This is a genomic window from Roseococcus suduntuyensis (genome assembly GCF_014196305.1).
In the GTDB taxonomy this organism is placed as follows: domain Bacteria; phylum Pseudomonadota; class Alphaproteobacteria; order Acetobacterales; family Acetobacteraceae; genus Roseococcus; species Roseococcus suduntuyensis.
Genome location: NZ_JACIDJ010000001.1, coordinates 1,364,392 through 1,382,735 on the forward strand (window position 1 = coordinate 1,364,392; position 18,344 = coordinate 1,382,735).

The 18,344-nt window shown below is 71.3% G+C and carries 13 protein-coding genes and 1 pseudogene; 4 read left to right on the top strand and 10 right to left on the bottom strand.

What is annotated here, in order from left to right; translation table 11 throughout:
* Positions 1–9: 9 nt before the first annotated feature.
* A complete protein-coding gene (locus tag GGQ83_RS06420) occupies positions 10–1,017 on the bottom strand; it encodes an NAD(P)H-dependent flavin oxidoreductase (protein WP_184382881.1) in 1,008 nt (335 codons plus the stop codon).
* A gap of 180 nt (positions 1,018–1,197) precedes the next feature.
* Here GGQ83_RS06420 and GGQ83_RS06425 point away from each other — a divergent pair, with 180 nt between their 5' ends.
* Positions 1,198–1,788, top strand: a complete 591-nt coding sequence (locus tag GGQ83_RS06425; protein ID WP_184382882.1) for a malonic semialdehyde reductase — start codon at positions 1,198–1,200, stop codon at positions 1,786–1,788.
* Positions 1,789–1,848: 60 nt separating this feature from the next.
* Here the strand turns inward: GGQ83_RS06425 and GGQ83_RS06430 are convergent, their stop codons facing one another.
* Positions 1,849–2,499, bottom strand: coding sequence for a response regulator transcription factor (locus tag GGQ83_RS06430; protein ID WP_184382883.1), 651 nt, complete (start codon positions 2,497–2,499; stop codon positions 1,849–1,851).
* Positions 2,500–2,702: 203 nt separating this feature from the next.
* Between GGQ83_RS06430 and GGQ83_RS06435 the strand changes: the two genes are divergently transcribed.
* The gene (locus GGQ83_RS06435; protein WP_184382884.1) at positions 2,703–3,869 is read left to right on the top strand and encodes a GTP cyclohydrolase II; all 1,167 of its coding nucleotides are present in this window, start codon (positions 2,703–2,705) and stop codon (positions 3,867–3,869) included.
* Positions 3,870–4,057: 188 nt separating this feature from the next.
* On the opposite strand, the gene GGQ83_RS06440 is transcribed toward GGQ83_RS06435, so the two are convergent.
* Genes GGQ83_RS06440 through GGQ83_RS06450 form a run of 3 tightly spaced genes read right to left on the bottom strand, consistent with a single transcriptional unit; the run spans position 4,058 to position 6,194 of the window.
* Positions 4,058–4,549, bottom strand: a complete 492-nt coding sequence (locus tag GGQ83_RS06440; RefSeq protein ID WP_184382885.1) for a universal stress protein — start codon at positions 4,547–4,549, stop codon at positions 4,058–4,060.
* Positions 4,549–5,274: a TIGR02186 family protein gene (locus GGQ83_RS06445; RefSeq protein WP_184382886.1), complete on the bottom strand. Its 726-nt coding sequence runs from the start codon at positions 5,272–5,274 to the stop codon at positions 4,549–4,551. The genes GGQ83_RS06440 and GGQ83_RS06445 overlap by 1 nt, the downstream gene beginning before the upstream one ends.
* 5 nt (positions 5,275–5,279) lie before the next feature.
* On the bottom strand, positions 5,280–6,194 hold the full coding sequence (locus tag GGQ83_RS06450) for a sulfite exporter TauE/SafE family protein (protein ID WP_456315372.1): 915 nt from the start codon (positions 6,192–6,194) through the stop codon (positions 5,280–5,282).
* 123 nt (positions 6,195–6,317) lie between these two features.
* On the opposite strand from GGQ83_RS06450, the gene GGQ83_RS06455 reads away from it, so the two are divergent.
* Entirely contained in the window at positions 6,318–7,841 is a 1,524-nt protein-coding gene (locus tag GGQ83_RS06455; RefSeq protein ID WP_184382887.1) for a bifunctional metallophosphatase/5'-nucleotidase, read from the top strand.
* Between the two features lie 7 nt (positions 7,842–7,848).
* Here the strand turns inward: GGQ83_RS06455 and trpS are convergent, their stop codons facing one another.
* The 4 genes from trpS to mutS form a co-directional block, all read right to left on the bottom strand.
* Entirely contained in the window at positions 7,849–8,850 is a 1,002-nt protein-coding gene (trpS, locus tag GGQ83_RS06460) for a tryptophan--tRNA ligase (protein WP_184382888.1), read from the bottom strand.
* Positions 8,851–8,921: 71 nt separating this feature from the next.
* Entirely contained in the window at positions 8,922–10,463 is a 1,542-nt protein-coding gene (gene murJ, locus GGQ83_RS06465; RefSeq protein WP_184382889.1) for a murein biosynthesis integral membrane protein MurJ, read from the bottom strand.
* Positions 10,463–13,231 (bottom strand): [protein-PII] uridylyltransferase, encoded by a 2,769-nt coding sequence (locus GGQ83_RS06470; RefSeq protein WP_184382890.1) that lies wholly within the window; start codon positions 13,229–13,231, stop codon positions 10,463–10,465. Before GGQ83_RS06470 ends, murJ begins: the two co-directional genes overlap by 1 nt.
* A gap of 10 nt (positions 13,232–13,241) precedes the next feature.
* The gene (mutS, locus tag GGQ83_RS06475; protein WP_184382980.1) at positions 13,242–15,791 is read right to left on the bottom strand and encodes a DNA mismatch repair protein MutS; all 2,550 of its coding nucleotides are present in this window, start codon (positions 15,789–15,791) and stop codon (positions 13,242–13,244) included.
* A 144-nt stretch (positions 15,792–15,935) separates the two neighbouring features.
* Between mutS and GGQ83_RS06480 the strand changes: the two genes are divergently transcribed.
* Positions 15,936–18,230 carry an NADP-dependent malic enzyme gene (locus GGQ83_RS06480; protein ID WP_184382891.1) on the top strand — a complete coding sequence of 765 codons (2,295 nt, stop codon included), beginning with the start codon at positions 15,936–15,938 and terminating at the stop codon, positions 18,228–18,230.
* 13 nt (positions 18,231–18,243) lie between these two features.
* Here the strand turns inward: GGQ83_RS06480 and GGQ83_RS06485 are convergent.
* Positions 18,244–18,344 (bottom strand): annotated as a pseudogene (locus GGQ83_RS06485) (IS5/IS1182 family transposase); the annotation flags it as partial.

Genomic DNA, 18,344 nt, shown 5'->3' on the forward strand with positions numbered 1-18,344 from the left:
GTTACCCCGCTATTCCGCCGCCGCCCGCTGCCCCTGGCCCCAGGCGGGGTTCACGATGGGCGAATGCGCCCCCAGCGCCCGCCGCCCTTCCGCATATTCCGCCGCCAGCCGGTCCACCAGCGCCGCCGCCGGCACCACCTCATGGATGCCGCCCACGGATTGCCCGGCGCCCCAGATGTCCTTCCAGCGCTTCTTGCGGTCCGAGGCGAAGGTCATCTGCGACTTGTCGCCGGTGTCGAGGTTGTCCGGGTCCAACCCCGCCCGCGTGATGGAGGGTTTCAGGTAGTTCCCATGCACGCCGGTGATGAGGTTGGTGTAGACGATGTCGCCCGCCCCGCTCTCCACGATCATCCGCTTGTAGTCCTCGACCGCGCGGGCTTCGGGTGTGGCGATGAAGGCGGTGCCCATATAGGCGAAGTCGGCGCCCATGGCCTCGGCGGCCAGGATGCTGCGGCCATGGGCGATGGAGCCCGACAGCGCCACCGGCCCGTCGAACCACTGCCGCGTCTCCTGCACCAGGGCGAAGGGGGACTGCGCGCCGGCATGTCCACCCGCGCCGGCCGCCACCAAAACGAGGCCATCCGCACCCTTCTCGATGGCCTTGCGGGCGAAGAACTGGTTGATGACGTCATGGATCACGAAGCCGCCATAGGAATGGATGGCCTCGTTCACCTCGGCGCGCGCGCCCAGCGAGGTGATGATCAGCGGCACCTTGTGCTTCACGCAGAGCGCCAGGTCCTCTTCCAGCCGGTCATTGGACTTGTGGACGATCAGGTTGATCGCGAAGGGGGCCGAGGGCCGGTCCGGATGCGCGCGGTCATGCGCCGCCAGGCGTTCCTTGATCTCGGTCAGCCATTCGTCCAGCTGTTCCAGCGGCCGGGCATTCAGCGAGGGCATGGAGCCGATGATGCCGCTGGTGCACTGCGCCACCACCAGGTCCGGCACCGAGATGATGAACAGCGGCGAGGCGATGAGCGGCAGGCGCAGCCGCCCCTTGAGCATGTCACGCAGGTCCATCCGGGCGGTTCCTCTCCATTCGGTTGGAGCCAGTCTAGCCATGGTTCCATGCCGACGGAAACGCCTGCCCCAGCCGATATTGCGCTGCCGGATGATGGCCATAGCCTGCGCGGATTGGCAGCGCCGCCCCGGCCACCCTACATGCGGAATGAACGCGGAACCCCGCCCGGAAGGAACTCCATGACCGAGACCCTCGCCCCCGCCGCCCTCGACCAGCTTTTCCGCGAGGCGCGCACCCAGAACAAATGGCAGGACAAGCCCGTCTCCGACGAGACCCTGCGCGAGCTGTATGACCTGATGAAGTGGGGCCCGACCAGCGCCAACGCCTCGCCCGCGCGTTTCCTGTTCCTCCGCACGCCCGAGGCGAAGGCGAAGCTGAAGGAGACGCTCTCGGCCGGCAATGTCGAGAAGACCATGACGGCCCCGGTGGTCGTGATCGTGGCGCATGACCCCAAGTTCTATGACCTGCTGCCGCGGCTGTTCCCGCATGCGGACGCGAAGTCCTGGTTCTCGGGCAACTGGTCGCTCGCCGACACCACCGCCTTCCGCAACGGCACCCTGCAGGGCGCCTATCTGATGCTGGCGGCCCGTGCGCTGGGCCTCGATGTCGGCGCCATGAGCGGCTTCGACAATGGCAAGGTGGATGAGCTGTTCCTGGCCGACACCGGCTGGAAGTCCAACTGGCTGGTCACGCTGGGCCATGGCGACCCGTCCGGCGTCTTCCCGCGCAGCCCGCGCCTGGAGTTCGAGGAAGCCTGCAAGCTGCTTTGAACCCGCGCCCGATCGCTCCCGGTGGCACACCGGGGGCGTGAATCGGCCGCGCAGCAAGCCTCAGGGGGCGGGTTCCAGCCGGTACCCGCCCTCCTCCGTCACCAGCAGGCGCGCGAGTGCCGGCGCCTGCTCGATCTTGCGGCGCAGACGGTAGATGTGCGTCTCCAGCGTGTGGGTCGCGACCGCCGCCGAATAGCCCCAGACCTCCCCCAGCAATTCGCCGCGCGAAACGGCGCGGCCGGCCGCGCGGTGCAGGTAGAGGAGGATCGCGGCCTCCTTCTCGGTCAGGCGGATGCGGGTGCCTTCGGGCGTCAGCATCAGGCGCGAGGCCGGGTGGAAGAGGTGCCCGCCCAGGCTGATGCCAGCCTCGGGCGAGGCCTCGAAGGCCGCCAGCAGCGCGTTCATCCGGGACACCAGCGCCGCCAGGCGCACGGGCTTGGGCAGGCTGGGCAGCTCCGACGCCGCGCCATCGCCCAGCAGCAGGATGGGCCGCCCGGCGCTGGCCGCGCGCACCGGCTCCACCCAGGCCAGGGCCGGGGCGTCGAGCAGCGTGGCCTCGACATGCGCGAGGGGGTCCGCGAGGCGGGCAGCGCCTTCGCCGGGCGCGGCGGGCTCCGCCCGGTAGTCCGTGCCTTGCGCCAGTTGCGCGGGAAGAATGGCCGCCAGGGCCTCGTCCTCGGTCAGTAGAAGCAGGTGGCGCGGGCCGGCCATGGTCGCCTGGAGGATGTCGGCTTGGTGACAGCCGCTGTGGTTTACAATCTTCCCCCTCTTAGCACTTGCTCCGCGCGGGAGGAATGCTTGCGCGAAAGGTTGCGCAAGTCCGTGAAAATAAGTTTCGCGCGGCGCCCTGTCGCTTCCCACTGTGACGCCACATTCTCAAGGCAGAGTTTCTACCCATGAAGGATCGCTCGTCCATGAATGTCGTCGCTTCGCAACCGCAGGCTTCCCTTGGTGCGCTGACGGAGGATGTCCTGGTGCTGCGGGCGGTTCATCGCGCCGTCTCCGAACTCCGCCGCGGCACGCCCGTTCTTGTCCATGGGGCCGAGGGGGCCATGCTGGTGGCGGCGGCCGAAACGGTCGGCGCGCAAGGTCTGGGCGAGATGGCGCGTGCCTCCGCCCGCCCGCCCGTGCTGCTGCTGGCACCCGTGCGCGCGGCCGCGCTGCTGCAGCGCCCCGTGCCGCTCGACGCGCCCGAGGCGGGTGCTGTGGCGTTGCGCCTGCCGGCCGGGCTGATGGATCCCGAGCGGCTGCGCGCCTTCGCCGACCCCACCGCGGACCAGCTCCTGGGCGCCGAGGGGCAGCAGCTCGACCGCGCGGCCACGCCGGCCCTCGCTCCCGCCGCGTTGGCACTGGCCAAGCTGGGGCGCCTGCTGCCCGCGCTGGTGGCGGTGCCGATGGACCGTGTGGTCACCTCCGTGCCGGGCCTGATGGGCATCGCGGCCGAGGAGATCCTGGCCTACCCCCACACCGCCGCCACCACGCTGCGCGCGGTGGGCGAGGCGCGGGTGCCGCTGGAGGATGCGAAGGACACGCGCATCATTGCTTATCGCGCCGCCGATGGCGGGATCGAGCACCTGGCCATGCTGGTGGGCAACCCCGAGGCGGTGCTGGCCGAGGGCCGGGCGCCCCTGGCGCGGCTGCATTCGGAGTGCTTCACCGGGGACCTCCTGGGCTCGCTGCGTTGCGATTGCGGCCCGCAGCTGAAGGGCGCGCTGCGCCGCATGGCCGAGGAAGGTGCGGGCGTGCTGATCTACCTGGCGCAGGAGGGGCGGGGCATCGGCCTCGTCAACAAGCTGCGCGCCTACACGCTGCAGGACCAGGGTCTCGACACGCTCGATGCCAACCGTGCCCTGGGCTATGGCGCGGATGAGCGGAACTTCCTGGTGGCGGCCACCATGCTGCGCGCCCTGGGCATTCCGCGCGTGCGGCTGCTGACGAACAACCCGGACAAGCTGGCGGGTTTGGCTGCCTGCGGCATCGAGGTGCAGGCCCGCGAGGAGCACGCCTTCGCCGGCAATGGCGTGAATGATGGCTACCTGGCCACGAAGGCACAGCGCTTCGGGCATATGCTGCCGGAGTGAGGGCGAGCGCACTCCCGCCGCGCGGCGAAAGCCAAGCGCGCAGGGCGCGCGCCCGGCGCGAGGGGCAAAGCCACGCACATCCGGCCGCACAGCGGCCGGCGCCGCCCGGACGATCGCGCGGCCAGCGCCCCCGCCGCGCGGCGAAAGCCAAGCGCGCGGAGCGCGCGCCCGGCGCCTGAGGGCAGGAATCACGTCACCCGGTCAAGTTCCGCCTCGCTCATCTCGCCGGGCACGATGGTCATGGGCACGGTCATCTTGCCGGCCAGCCGGCCCGTCAACGCCGTGATCAGGGGCCCCGGCCCCTTGCCGCCGGCCGAGGTGGCCAGCACCAGGATGGAAATGCGCGGGTCCTCGTCCAGAAGGGCCAGCAGTTCATCGGCCATGCGGCCCTCGCGGATGACCAGCATGGGCATCCCGCCCGTCAGCTCCTTCACCTGGGCGGCGAGGCCGGCCAACAGGGCCTCGGCCTCCTCCCGGCGCTCCTCCTGCATCATGGAGCCGATGCCGGCCCATTCGGACTGCTCCACCGGCTCGACCACGCGCAGCAGCGTCACCCGGCCGCCGCCCTTGGCGGCGCGCAGGCAGGCGTAGCGCAGGGCGACCGCGCGTTCGGGGCTGTCATCCACGACGACCAGGAACACGCGGTCGCGCCGGGCCTTTTCCGTTCCGTCCTCGGTCATCAGCTTCTCCGGAAGAGGATGCTGCCCAGCCAACCGGCCAGGGCGGCGAGAATAATGCAGATCAGCGCATAGACGGCCGGCTGCAGCCGCGCCAGTCGCTCGATCTCGGCCGCGGTGCCGGTGCGGGCCACGATGAAGCCTATCCGCTCGGTCGCCACCACCTGGCGCGAGCGGATGAGGTGGACGGCGATCTCATAGACGCCTGGCTGTACCGTGGCGGGCAGGGGCAGGCGCACCTGGAAGAGGCGGTTGCCCGCGATGTCCACCGGCGCCACATCCTCCAGCCACAGGCCCTCATTGCGCTTCAGGTCCAGCAGGGCGGCGCGGAACTGCGGCGAACGCGCGCCGGAACTGGGCGTGAGCGGCAGCGCGTCCAGGCCCAGGCCGCGGGCCTGGCGCACCTCCTCCGGCAGCAACCGCCAGGCCGGCAGGGTGCCGGCGATGGCGTAGAAGCTCGGCACATCGTCGAAATGCGCCGAGGGGCCGTTCAGCCACATGCCCAGCACATTGACGCGCCGGCGTACGACGAAATCCGTGGACGGGCCGCGCGCCACGACGATGATCTCATCGCCGCCGGGGCCGATGGGCTGCTCCGTGCTGCCGAAGACCAGCACGCTCTCGCCCACGAAGGCGGTGGTCACGTCCACGCGGTCGGTGGAGAGGCGGGCCACCAGCGGCTGTGCCCCGGCGAGGCCAGGCGCCAGCAGCAGGAGGAGAAGGAGCACGGCCCTCATGGCGCGCGTGTGACCGAGAACAGGCGTTCGGGTGGGGTGACCAGGTTCCACATCAGCATCAGGGCCACGCCCAGCACCAGCAGGCCCAGCAGCGCGCGCGTCTCCTCGCCGCGCAGCCGGGCACCCATAGAGGCGCCGAACTGCGCGCCCGCCACGCCGCCGGCCAGCAGCAGCATGGTCAGCACGATGTCCACGCCGCCCACCTGCACCGCCTGGAAGAAGGTGACCGAGGCCGTGATGCAGACCACATGGAACAGCGAGGTGCCGATGACGACCGAGGTCGGCATGCCCAAAATGTAGATCATGGCCGGCACCAGCATGAAGCCGCCGCCCACGCCCATCACGGCCGAGAGCACGCCGATGCCGAACCCCACCGCGATCGGCGGCAGGACGGAGATGTAGAGGCGGCTCTGCCGGAAGCGCATCTTGAAGGGCAGCCCATGCGCCCAGGAATGCTGGTGCAGCCGCTGCGGCCGGGCGCGGACGCGGCGGAAGATGGCGCGCACGCTTTCCATCACCATCAGCAGGCCCACGATGCCCAGCACCACCACGTAGAAGAGGGCGACGGCGGCATCCACCTGGCCCTTCTCGCGCAGGAAGGCGAAGAGCTGCACCCCCACGAAGCTGCCCAGCAGGCCGCCCGCCACCAGCACGGCGCCCATGCGCCAGTCCACATTGCCCCGCCGCGCCTGGGCGATGAGGCCCGAGACCGAGGCGCCCAGCGTCTGGTTGGCGCCCGAGGCGACGGCCACGAAGGAGGGAATGCCGATCAGCATCAGCAGCGGCGTCAGCAAAAAGCCGCCGCCCACGCCGAACAGCCCCGACAGCCAGCCCACGCCAAAGCCGATGCCCACCAGGAGAAGGGCATCCACACTCATTTCCGCGATGGGCAGGTAGATTTGCAACAACAAGACCCGCAGCTGTGAGGGGCAAGGGTTCACCCATCGCCTGCCCGTGGCAAGGCCCGAAGGGGCGTTCGGGTTGCGACACGCAACATCACTGGACTTGGGCGGGAACAGCCCGCAGGGTGGGCCATGCTTCGCCGCCGTGTCCTTGCCGGGCTTCCCGTCTCCGCCCTGCTCGCCAGCCCCGCGCTGCGCGCCGCCCGTGCCCAGAGTGTCAGCCGTGTGGCGCTGCTGCACCTCAATGATTTCCACAGCCGGCACGAGCCCATCGCGGCCAGCGGCGCCACCTGCCGCCCGGGCGAGACCTGCTTCGGCGGCTCGGCGCGAATCGCCACCGCCATCGCCCAGGCGCGCGAGGCCGCCCGCGCCGACCAGCGCCCCGCCCTGCTGCTGGAGGCGGGCGACAGCTTCATGGGCAGCCTGTTCTTCTCGCACCATGAGGGCCTCGCGGAAGCCGCGGTGCAGCGCGCCTGGGGGGTGCAGGGCTTCGCGCTGGGCAACCATGAATTCGACAGGGGGCCGGCGGTGCTGGCCCGCTACATCGAGGCGGCCGGCTTCCCCGTGCTCTGCGCCAATCTCGACGCCACGGCCGAGCCCGCGCTGGCCGGCCGCGTGCTGCCCACCGTCACCTTCCGCAACGGCCCGGCGCGGCTGGTGGTGGTGGGGCTGGTGACGACGGACACGCCGGTCATTTCCTCGCCTGGCGACAATCTGCGCTTCACCGATCCCGCCGAGGCGGCCGAGCGCGCCGTCTGGGCCGCGCGGCGCGAGGGGCCGGCGACCGTCGTGCTTCTCTCGCATCTGGGATTCGCGGAGGATGAGCGGCTGGCGGCACGGGTGCCCGGCGTTGACGCCATCATCGGCGGGCACAGCCATCTGCGGATCGCCCCGCCGCGCCTGGTGGACGGGCCGGACCGGCCGGTGCTGATCGTGCAGGCCGGCGCCTTCGGGCGGTTCCTGGGCCGGCTCGACCTCGACCTCGCCGCCGATGGCATGGTGCTGCACCACGCCCAGGCCATGGCGGAGCTGGACGCCACCCTGGCCGAGGACGCCGCGGTGGCCGCCATCGTGGCCGAATATGCCGGCCCGCTGGAGGCGGTGCGCCGCGCCGTCGTGGGCCGCCTGCCTGAGGCCTTCACGCTGGAGGGCTGCCGCGAACAGCCCTGCGCCATGGGAAATTTCGTGGCCGAGGCGATGCGCCGCGCGGCGGGCGCCGAGATCGGCTGGATGAACGGGGGCGGGCTGCGCGCCGGCCTGCCGGCGGGCGATGTGAGCCGTGGCGACACGCTGACCGCCTTCCCCTTCGGCAACACGCTGGCGCGTCTGACCCTGCGGGGTGACGCCCTGCGGGCCGCGCTGGAGAACGGGCTCTCACGCCTGCCCGAGCCCAATGGCCGCTTCCCGCAATTGGCCGGGCTGCGCTTCCGCGCCGACGCCTCGCGCCCGGTGGGCGAACGCGCCGTGGAGGTGGAGGTGGAGGAGGCGCCCGGCGAATGGCGCCCCCTCGATCCCGCGCGGGCCTATCGCATCGCCACCAACAACTTCCTGCGGCGCGGCGGCGACGGCTATGCCGATTTCGCCGAACGCGCGCTGGAGGCCGTGGATGACGGCCCCCTGCTGGAGGAAGTGGTGGTGCGGGCGCTGGGCGGCTAGCGCCCTCTCAGCGTCTTGGCAGGAAGCCCACCAGGCGCTTCGCCTCGGCCAGGATGGGGTTGGCGATGGCCTCCGCCCGCTCCGCGCCCCGGCGGAGGGCGGCGTCCAGCGCCGGCTCATCTTCCAGCAGGCGCAGCATTTCCTTGCGGATGGGAGCGAGGTGCGCCACCAGCGCCTCGGTCAGCACCTCCTTGAAAGCGCCGAAGCCCTGGCCCTCATGCTCGCGCAGCACGTTCTCCGGCAGGGTGCCGGTGACGGCGGCGAGGATGCCCACCAGGTTGCGCGCCTCCGCCCGGCCTTCGAGACCGGCGAGGTGGCCGGGCAGCGGCTCGGCATCGGTGCGCGCGCGGCGGATCTTGAGCGCGATGGTGTCGGCGTCATCGTTCAGGTTGATGCGCGACTGGTCCGAGGGGTCGGACTTGGACATCTTCTTCGTGCCGTCGCGCAGGCTCATCACCCGGGCGGCGACGCCCTGGATGAAGGGCTCGATGCGCGGGAAGAAGTCCGTGCCGTAGTCGTGGTTGAACTTCTGCGCGATGTCGTTGGCCAGTTCCAAGTGCTGGCGCTGGTCGTCGCCCACGGGCACGCTGGTCGCCTTGTAGGCCAGGATGTCGGCGGCCATCAGGTTCGGATAGACATAGAGGCCGCTGCTCGCCGCCTCGCGGTCCTTGCCGGCCTTGTCCTTGAACTGCGTCATGCGGTTCAGCCAGCCGAGGCGCGCCACGCAGTTGAAGATCCAGCCGAGTTCCGCATGGGCGGGCACATGGCTCTGCACGAACAGCACGCATTTCTCGGGGCTGAGGCCGCAGGCCAGCAGGGTCGCCGCCATCTCGCGCGTCTGGGCGAGAAGCTGCGCGGGCTCCTGGAACTGGGTGATGGCGTGCAGGTCCACGATGCAGAACAGGCATTCGTGCTGGTCCTGCATCGGCACCCAGTTGCGGATGGCGCCGAGGTAGTTGCCCAGGGTGGGCACGCCGGAGGGCTGGATGCCGGAGAAGACGCGCTGCATGGAAATTCCCGTGAATTGGCCGGGGGGATCGTTCGCGCGCGCGGGGCGCCGGGTCAAGACGCCACGGCGTGTTACCGCCGCCGCCGCACCATCCGGCGCAGCTCGCGCAGGTCGAGCCCGCCCAGCAGATGCGCCACGCCGAAATAGATGCCGCCCCCCAGCGCGCAGAGCAGGGCGAGCCACATCGCCCCCGCCGTGCCCGGCCCGGGCGCCAGCCAATGGGCGCCCAGCGCCAGGCCCACACCCATGGCCAGCGCCGCGGCCAGCAGGCGGGGCGCGTTGCGGCGCAGGCGGCGGTCGGCGCGGAAATGGCGCTTGCGGTGCAGCAGCCACAACAGCACCGCCACATTCGCCCAGGCGGCGAGGCCCGTGGCCAGCGCGATGCCCGAGGCCCCCAGCGGCGTGGCCCAGAGGAAGAGCAGGTTCAGCCCGAGGTTCATCGCCACCACGCCCACGCCCACGACCACGGGGGTGGTGGTGTCGCCGCGCGCGAAGAAGGCCGGGACCAGCGCCTTGACCAGCACGAAGGCCACCAGCCCCAGCGCATAGGCCGCCAGCACGCGCGCCGTCTCGGCCGCCGCCGCCGCGCCGAAGGCCCCCCGCTCGAACAGCACGGTGATGATGGGGGCGGCGAGCACCGCGAGCGCCACCGCGGCCGGCAGGGTGAGGGCGAGGGAGATCTCCAGCGCGCGGTTCTGGCTGCGATGCGCCGACAGGCGTTGCCGCGCCGCGATCTGTGCCGCCAGCAGCGGCAAAAGCGCGGTGCCGATCGCCGCCCCCACCACGCCCAGCGGCAGCTGCGCCACCCGGTCCGCGTAATAGAGGAAGGACACGGCGCCCGCCGGCAACAGCGAGGCGATGATGACATCCACCGCCAGATTGAGCTGCGTCACCCCCGCGCCGATGATGCCCGGCCCCATCCGCCGCAGCACGCCCCGTTCATTGGGGCCGAGGGTGATCCGCCGCACCGGGTTCAGCGCCATGCCCGCCTGCCGCGCCGCCCACCACACCAAGGCGAGCTGCAACACGCCCGAGGCCGTCACCCCCCAGGCCAGCGCATGGGCCGGCGTGGCGACGAAGGGCGTCAGCCCCAGCAGGGCCGCCATGGCGGTGATGTTGAACAGCACCGGCGCCCCCGCCGCCGCCCCGAAGCGCGACAGCCCGTTCAGCACGCCTGACACCAGCGCCACCAGACAGATCAGCAGCAGGTAGGGAAAGACGATCCGCGTCAGTTCCACGGCCAACGCGAACTGGTCCGGGCGCGCCGAGAAGCCGGGCGCCAGCACCGACAGCACCTGCGGCATGAAGACCATGCCGAGCAGCGTGAGCACGGACAGCCAAAGCGCCATCAGCCCCGCCATCCGTTCGGCCAGGCGCTGGGCTTCGGAAAATCCCTCGCGCGTCAGGGTAGCGGCGAAGGTGGGGATGAAGGCGGCATTGAAGGCGCCCTCGCCGAAGAGGCGGCGGAACAGGTTGGGCAGTTTCAGCGCCACGAAGAAGGCATCGGCCATGGGGCCGGCCCCCAGGCGCGAGGCGATCAGGATGTCGCGCGCGAAGCCCAGGACGCGGCTGGCCATGGTCCAGCCGCCCACCGTGGCGATGGAGCGCAGCATCAGGCCTGGCTTGCGACCTCGCGCATCAGCACCGAGACCCCCCCGCCCCCAGGCATCTCGGGCGGGGTCAGCGCGTCGAGCAGCGCCTCGCGCAGGGGGGCGAGCTTGCGCTCATTCTCGATCTTCAGGCCGAAGACGTCCTTCACGTAGAAGACGTCCACCGCCCGCACGCCATAGGTGGTGATGTGCGCGGAGGCGATCTGCAGCCCCTGTTCGCTGATGGCGGCCGTCACGTCATGCAGCAGGCCCGGCCGGTCGCGGCCATTCACCTCGATGACGGTGTGGGTGTTGGAGGCGAAATTGTCGAAGACCACGCGCGGCGGCACCGTCACGGCGGCCAGCCGCGCGGGCTCGCGCCGCACCTTGCGGATTTCGGCGTCGAGCTGGAGGCGGCCGGAGAGCGACTGCTCGATCAGCACCGACAGCCGCGCCAGGCGGTGCGGCGCGTCGAAGGCGTCGTCGGAACTGTCCTGCACCCAGAAGGTGTCGAGCGCCATGCCATTGGTCAGCGTGTGGATGCGCGCATCCACGATGGAGGCGCCAGCGACGGCCAGCGCGCCCGAAATCTTGCTGAACAGGCCCGGATGGTCGGTGCAATAGACCGTGACCTCGGTGACACCCCGCTCCGGCAGCACGCGGGTGCGGACGGTGAGCGGCGCGCGCGTGGCCTCCGCGTCGCGGATCATCGAGGCGTGGCGGGCATGGGTCTCGGCGTCGAAGGAAAGCCAGTAGCCGGGATAGCCCAGGGAGAGGAAATGCTCGGCCTCGGCCTGGGTGAAGGCCGGCAGGCTGGCCACGGCCGCTTCCTTGGCGCGGGCCACGCGCACATCGCGCTCGGGCACCGTCATGCCGCCGGCCAGGACTTCGGAGACCCGCCAATAGACCTCGCGCAGCAGGGTGGCCTTCCAGGCGTTCCAGACGCGGGGGCCGACCGCGCGCATGTCCGCCACCGTCAGCACCAGCAGCAGGCGGAGGCGTTCCGGGGATTGCACCTGGTCGGCGATGTCGAGGATGGTCTTGGGGTCCTCGATGTCGCGCTTGAAGGCGGTCTGGCTGACCAGAAGGTGGTGCAGGACGAGCCAGGAGACGGTCTCGGTCTCCTCGGCGCTCATCCCCAGGCGGGGACAGATTTCCTGGGCGAGGCGGGCGCCGATCTCGCTGTGGTCGCCGCCACGACCCTTGGCGATGTCATGCAGCAGGGCGGCGACATAGAGGGCGCGGCGGGATTGCAACTGGCCGGCCAACTCGCTGGCCACCGGCGCCACCTCGGCCAGGGCGCCGCTTTCGATCTGCTGCAGCACCCCGATAGCCTCGATGGTGTGCTCGTCCACCGTGAAGACATGATAGGTGTCAAACTGCATCAGCCCCGTGATGCGCTGCCATTCGGGGATGAAGCGGCCGAGGAAGCCGGCCTCGTTCAGCAGGCGCATCCATTTGGCCGCACCCTTGCCCATCATCAGGTCGAGGAAGAGGCGGTTGGCCTCGGGGTCGCCACGGAGCCGTTCCGCCTGGCGGGCGTGGCGGATCAGGGCGCGGACGGCCAGCGGATGTATGTCCAGGCAACGGTCCCGCGCCGCCTTGACGATGCGCAGCATCAGGATGGGCTCGCGCGAGAAGTCGCGGTCGGGGGGTGCCGCCACCAGCTTGCCGTCGGCGAAGGCAAGTCCCAGCGCGGCCAGCCCTTCATCCCCCTCGCGCCGCGTGGCGGGGGGGCCGAGGGCGGCGCGCTCGATGGCCGGTTCCAGCACGCGGGTGAAGCGCACCACGTCCCGCGCCGTCAGGAAGAGGTGCTTCATCAGCCGCTCCGACCCGTCCTGCGCGCCGTGGCGGGTGTAGCCCATGCGGGCCGCGATGACGGGCTGGAGGTCGAAGGTGAGGCGTTCCTCGGCGCGGCCGGTGACGTAGTGCAGGTGGAAGCGCAGGGTCCAGAGGAAGTCCCAGGCGCGGCGGATGGCGCGGGCTTCGTGCGCGCTCAGCAGCCCGCCGCCGGGGCTGTCGGGCCCCACCAGCTCCGGCATCTTCTGCACGCCGAAGGCGTAGCGGGCGAGCCAGTAGAGGGTTTGCAGGTCCCGCAGCCCGCCGCGGCCTTCCTTGACATGGGGTTCGACCAGGAAGGGGCTTTCCCCGTAGCGGGCGTGGCGGGCGGCGCGCTCGGCCCGCTTGGCGGCCAGGAAGGGGGCGATGCCGCTCTCCAGCCGATGCCGGGTGAAGCTTTCCGCGAAATGGGCATAGGCCTCGGCATCGCCGCCCAGGAAGCGGGCATCCACCAGGGCGGTCAGGATGGTGACGTCCTTGCAACCTTCGGTGAGACAATCCTGGGCGCTGCGCGTGGCGTGGCCCACCTTCAGCCCGAGGTCCCACAGAAGATACAGGATGAACTCGATCAGCCGCCGGGTTCGGGCGCCGGGCTCGCGCTGGGTGAGGAAAAGCAGGTCAATGTCCGAATGCGGCGCCAGCACGCCGCGCCCATAGCCGCCGGTCGCCACCAGGGCGAAGTCCAGCCGGGCGGCGCCAGGCATGGGGGGCACCATGGCGCCGCCATAGTCCAGGATGGCCAGCATCACCTGGTCCATCCGTTCGCCCAGGCGGCGAGCGGCGCCCAGCCCATGGGTTTCGCGGCTTTCGAAGGCATGCTGGACCCAGGCCTGCACCCCGCCCAGCTCCCGCCGCAGCAGGGCCAGCGCCTGGTCGCGCGCGATCGGCACGCCGTCAGGCAGCAGGCGGTCCTGCAGCCGGGCTTGGGCCCGTGGGGCGGTGGCGAGCGTCATGTCAACCAGACTACAGGCCTTCCTTCGCGGCTGCGAGTGCCTTGAGGCTGTAGAGTGCGTCATGCGCCTCGCGGGGGGACAGGGCATCGGGGTCCAGCGCCAGCAGGGCCTCCAGCAGGGGTGATGCCCGAGGGGGCTGTGGCGGTGGCGGTGCCCCGGCGAAGAGTGGCATCGCCGCGGTCAGTGGGTCGGTGCCCACGGCGGCGCGGGCTTCCAGCCCGGCCAGCACCTCCGCCGCGCGCTTCAGCACCGTGGGCGGCACGCCGGCCAGCTTGGCCACATGCACGCCCCAGCTCTTCTCGGCCGCGCCCTCGGCCACGCTGTGCTGGAACACCACCTGGCCGCGCCATTCGCGCACCTGCATGGCGGCGAGGCGCATCTCGGGCAGGCCGTCCGCCAGCCGCGTCAATTCATGGAAATGCGTGGCGAAGAGGGTGCGGGCGCGGATGCGGTCATGCAGCGCCTCCAGCACGGCGGTGGCGATGGCCAGCCCGTCCCAGGTGGCCGTGCCGCGCCCCACCTCGTCCAGCACCACCAGGCTGCGGGGCCCGGCCTGGTTCAGGATGGCGGCGGTCTCCGTCATCTCCACCATGAAGGTGGAACGCCCGCCGGCGAGGTCATCGGCCGCGCCCACGCGGGAGAAGAGGCGGTCCACAAGCCCGATCCGCGCGGCGCGGGCGGGCACATAAAGCCCCGCCTGCGCCAGGATCACCATCAGCGCGTTCTGCCGCAGGAAGGTGGACTTGCCCGCCATGTTGGGGCCGGTCAGCAGGCAGAGGCGCTGTCCGGGCGAGAGGTCGCAGTCATTGGGCACGAAGGCGGGGCCGCGGGCGCGGCGGAGCGCCGCCTCCACCACCGGGTGGCGCCCGGCCTCGATGGCGAAGTCCGGCCGTTCGGCAATCTCGGGCCGGCACCAGCCACCGCCGGAGGCCAGCTCCGCGCTGGCGGCCAGCACGTCGAGTGCGGCCATCTCGCGCGCGGCGGCGGCGATGGCGTCACCTTCCGCCAGGATCATGCGGCGCAGATGCGCCACCACCAGCTTCTCCCGCGCACGCGCCTGGTCGCCGGCCTCGGACAGGCGCCGGTCCAGCGCGGCCAGGGCCGCGCAGGTGAAGCGGTGGGCGCTGGCCATGGATTGGCGGTGGATGGGGGCGAGCTCGCCATTCGCGCCGGGCGGCGCGGCGCGCAACAGCTTCTCGCCGGCGGCGGCGGGCATCTCGGCGAGATAGCCAAGCTGCTGGTGGTGCCGGATCTTGAGCGAGGCCACGCCCCAGGCCTGGGCCAGCTGCATCTGCATGGCCGCGATGGCGCCGCGCGCGTCGTCGCGCAGGCGGCGCAGCGCGTCCAGCTCGCCATCATAGCCGGGGGCGACGGTGCCGCCCTCCTCCAGCCGGGCCGGAAGTTCGGTGGCCACCGCGCGGGCGAGTTCCTGCGCGAGGGCGGGCAGGGCGGAGAGTGGCGCCTGCGCGGCGTCCAGCAATCCGGGCGGCACGCCATCCAGCAGGCGGGCGAGACGCCCGGCACGGTCCAGCCCGTCGCGGATGGCGCCGAGGTCGCGGGGGGCGAAGCGCTCCACCGAAAGGCGACCCAGCGCGCGGGCCATGTCGGGCGCGCCCTTGAGTGCGGCGCGCAGCCCGGCGCGGCGGGTGCCATCCTCCAGCAGGGTGGCCACCGCGTCGTGCCGGGCGCGGATGGCGGCGCGGTCATCCAGCGGGGCGGCCAGCCGCGCGGCCAGTTCCCGCGCGCCTGCCCCGGTGAGTGTGCGGTCCACCGCCGCGAGCAGCGAGGCGTCGCGCGGGCCGTCGAGAATATCCAGGCTGCGGCGGGTGGCGGCGTCCAGCAGCAGCACGCCGCGCGCGCCCTCCGGCATGGGCGGGGCGAGGCGCGGCAGGGCGCCGTTCTGCACGCCGCGCACATAGTCCACGGCCATGGCGGCGGCGGCGGATTCGGCCGGGCTGAACTGGCCGAAGCCTTCCAGCGAGGCGACGCCCAGCGCCTCGGCCAGCCGCCCGGGGGCGTCCTTGGGCACGAGGGCGGGGGTGGCGCCTTCCAGCTCCAGCCCTTCCTCCGTCAGGATTTCGGCGGGCGCGAGGCGCGCGACCAGCGCCGCGATCTCCGGCGCATCCTGGGTGTGGAAGGCGCCGGTCGAGACATCGAGCCAGGCGGCACCCCCGCGCACCAGGGCCAGCAGCCAGGCGGGGCGGGCGGCGTCCAGCAGGGCTTCCTCGGTCGCGGTGCCGGGGGTGATGATGCGCACCACCTCGCGCCGCAGCGTGGCCGATTTGCGGGCCTTGGCTTCCTCGGGCGTCTCCATCTGCTCGCAGATCGCGACCCGGAAGCCGCGGCGAATCAGGCGGGCCAGGTAGGATTCGTGGCTGTGGTGCGGCACGCCGCACATGGGGATGGGGTGGCCCTGGTGTTCGCCCCGGTGGGTGAGGGCGAGGCCCAACGCTTCGGCGGCGGCCTCGGCATCCTCGAAGAAGAGCTCATAGAAATCGCCCATCCGGAAGAAGACGAGCGCGCTGCCGGCCTGCTCCTTCGCGGCGAACCATTGGGCCATGGCGGGCGTGGCGCCCGAAGCTGTCACGCGATGCTGCACCCCGCAGCTTTAGCGGGGCGGGCTAGGTCCGCGAAGGGGTCGCTTCGCAGCGCGGCCATGGGGGGTTACAAGAATGACAAGCAAACCCATCGAGGAAGCCAACGCATGTCCGACGCGCGCCCCACACCCCCCAAGGACACCCGCACGGCGCGCGTCACGGGCGAGGAGGCGCTGGCCATGCACGCCGCCGGCCGCCCGGGCAAGCTGGAGACGCGGCTGACCAAGCCGCTCGTCACGGCGCGCGACCTCAGCCTCGCCTACAGCCCCGGCGTGGCCGAGCCCTGCCTGCACATTCACCGCAGCCCGGCGCTGGCCTACGACTATACGTCGAAGGGGAATTTCGTGGCCGTGGTCTCCAACGGCACGGCGGTGCTGGGGCTGGGCAACCTCGGTGCCCTGGCCTCGAAGCCGGTGATGGAGGGCAAGGTCGCGCTGTTCAAGCGCTTCGCCGATGTGGACGGCATGGACCTCTGCCTCGACACCGAGGATGTGGACGAGTTCGTGAACTGCGTGCGCTTCCTGGGCCCCAGCTTCGGCGGCATCAACCTGGAAGACATCAAGGCGCCGGAATGCTTCGTCATCGAGCAGCGGCTGCGCGAGCTGATGGACATCCCGGTCTTCCATGATGACCAGCACGGCACGGCCATCGTGGCCGCGGCCGGGCTGATCAACGCGGCGCACCTGACGGGCCGGGACCTCGCGACCACGCGCCTGGTGATCAACGGCGCTGGCGCCGCCTCCATCGCCTGCGCCGAATTGCTGCGCGCCATGGGGATGCGGCCCGAGAACATCACCATGTGCGACACCAAGGGCGTGCTCTACCGCGGCCGCACCGAGGGCATGAACCAGTGGAAATCGGCCCATGCGGTCGAGACCAAGGCCCGCACCCTCTCCCAGGCGCTGGAAGGGGCGGACGTGTTCTTCGGCCTTTCGGTGAAGGGCGCGCTGACGCAGGACATGATCCGCGCCATGGCCGACAAGCCCATCATCTTCGCCATGGCCAACCCCGACCCCGAAATCACGCCCGAGGAAGCGAAGCAGGCGCGACCCGACTGCATCATCGCCACGGGGAGATCGGACTATCCCAACCAGGTCAATAACGTCCTGGGCTTCCCCTTCATCTTCCGCGGCGCGCTGGATGTGCGCGCCAGCACCATCAACGACGCGATGAAGGTGGCCGCGGCCCAGGCCCTGGCCGAACTGGCGCGCGAGGCGGTGCCGGAGGAAGTGGCACGCTCGGGCGCGGGCAAGCGCCTCGTTTTCGGGCCGGAGTACATCATCCCCAACGCCTTTGACCCGCGGCTCATCAGCCGTGTGCCGGTGGCCGTCGCGGAAGCCGCGGTGCGCTCGGGCGTGGCGCGCAAGCCGCTGGTGGACCCTGCGCGCTATGCGAGGGAACTCACCAATCGCCTGGACGTCGCCGCCAACGCGCTGGAAGCCATCCATGAGCAGGTGCGCGCCAACCCCCGCCGCGTGGTCTTCGCCGAGGGCGAGGAGGAGGCTGTCATCCGCGCCGCCATCGCCTTCGTGAACGCGGGCTATGGCACCCCCATCCTGGTGGGGCGCGAGGAGCGCATCCACGCGACCGTGGCCGGCATCGGCGTGCGGCTGCCGGAGGGGATCGAGGTGCACAATGCGCGCCTCTCCTCCTCCAACTCGCGCTATGCGGACTGGCTCTACGAGAAGCGCCAGCGCGACGGCTTCCTCTACCGCGATATCCAGCGCCTGGTGAACAACGACCGCAACGTCTTCGCCGCCTGCATGGTGGGCATGGGCGATGCGGACGCGCTGATCACCGGCGAGACGCGCAGCTATTCCGTGGCGCTGGAAGGCGTGCGGATGGCGCTGGACGCCGAGGGCGTGCTGTTCGGCATGACCATGATGATCGCGCGGCGCTCGGGCACCGTGCTGGTGGCCGACACCGCCATCCATGAGCGGCCGGATGCCACGACGTTGGCCGCCATCGCGACGCGCTCGGCCGGGGTGGCGCGGCGGCTGGGCCTCACGCCGCGGGTGGCCTTTCTCTCCTTCTCCACCTTTGGCGACCCGAAGGGCAGCATCCCGGGCAGCATCCGCGACGCGGTGAAGCTGCTGGACGCCGAGGGCGTGGATTTCGAATACGACGGCGAGATGGGCGCGGATGTGGCGCTGGACGCGAACCTGCGCGCCAGCCTCTACCCCTTCTGCCGCCTGACCGGGCCGGCGAACGTGCTGGTGATGCCGGGCCTGCACGCGGCCCACATCCTGACCAAGGCGGTGCCGCACCTCACCAGCGCCACCACCATCGGGCCGGTGCTGATGGGGCTGTCGCACCCGGCGCAGATCGTCCCCACCGGGTCGGGCGTGAACCAGTTGCTGGATATGGCGGCGCTGGCGGCCTACCAGGCCATCAGCCGCTAGGCTCCGGACTCATTCAGCACCAGCAGATGATCACGGCGGCGATGGCGACGGCGGAGGCGAAGTTCCGAGCGAGCTTGTCGTAGCGGGTGTGGATGCGTCGCCAGTCTTTCAGCC

What these genes read in the sequence shown, in the direction of transcription:
- GGQ83_RS06420 (WP_184382881.1), bottom strand. Translation starts at nt 1,017, where the DNA reads ATGGACCTGCGTGACATGCTCAAGGGGCGGCTGCGCCTGCCGCTCATC.
- GGQ83_RS06425 (WP_184382882.1), top strand. Translation starts at nt 1,198, where the DNA reads ATGACCGAGACCCTCGCCCCCGCCGCCCTCGACCAGCTTTTCCGCGAG.
- GGQ83_RS06430 (WP_184382883.1), bottom strand. Translation starts at nt 2,499, where the DNA reads ATGGCCGGCCCGCGCCACCTGCTTCTACTGACCGAGGACGAGGCCCTG.
- GGQ83_RS06435 (WP_184382884.1), top strand. Translation starts at nt 2,703, where the DNA reads ATGAATGTCGTCGCTTCGCAACCGCAGGCTTCCCTTGGTGCGCTGACG.
- GGQ83_RS06440 (WP_184382885.1), bottom strand. Translation starts at nt 4,549, where the DNA reads ATGACCGAGGACGGAACGGAAAAGGCCCGGCGCGACCGCGTGTTCCTG.
- GGQ83_RS06455 (WP_184382887.1), top strand. Translation starts at nt 6,318, where the DNA reads ATGCTTCGCCGCCGTGTCCTTGCCGGGCTTCCCGTCTCCGCCCTGCTC.
- trpS (WP_184382888.1), bottom strand. Translation starts at nt 8,850, where the DNA reads ATGCAGCGCGTCTTCTCCGGCATCCAGCCCTCCGGCGTGCCCACCCTG.
- murJ (WP_184382889.1), bottom strand. Translation starts at nt 10,463, where the DNA reads ATGCTGCGCTCCATCGCCACGGTGGGCGGCTGGACCATGGCCAGCCGC.
- GGQ83_RS06470 (WP_184382890.1), bottom strand. Translation starts at nt 13,231, where the DNA reads ATGACGCTCGCCACCGCCCCACGGGCCCAAGCCCGGCTGCAGGACCGC.
- mutS (WP_184382980.1), bottom strand. Translation starts at nt 15,791, where the DNA reads ATGGCCCAATGGTTCGCCGCGAAGGAGCAGGCCGGCAGCGCGCTCGTC.
- GGQ83_RS06480 (WP_184382891.1), top strand. Translation starts at nt 15,936, where the DNA reads ATGTCCGACGCGCGCCCCACACCCCCCAAGGACACCCGCACGGCGCGC.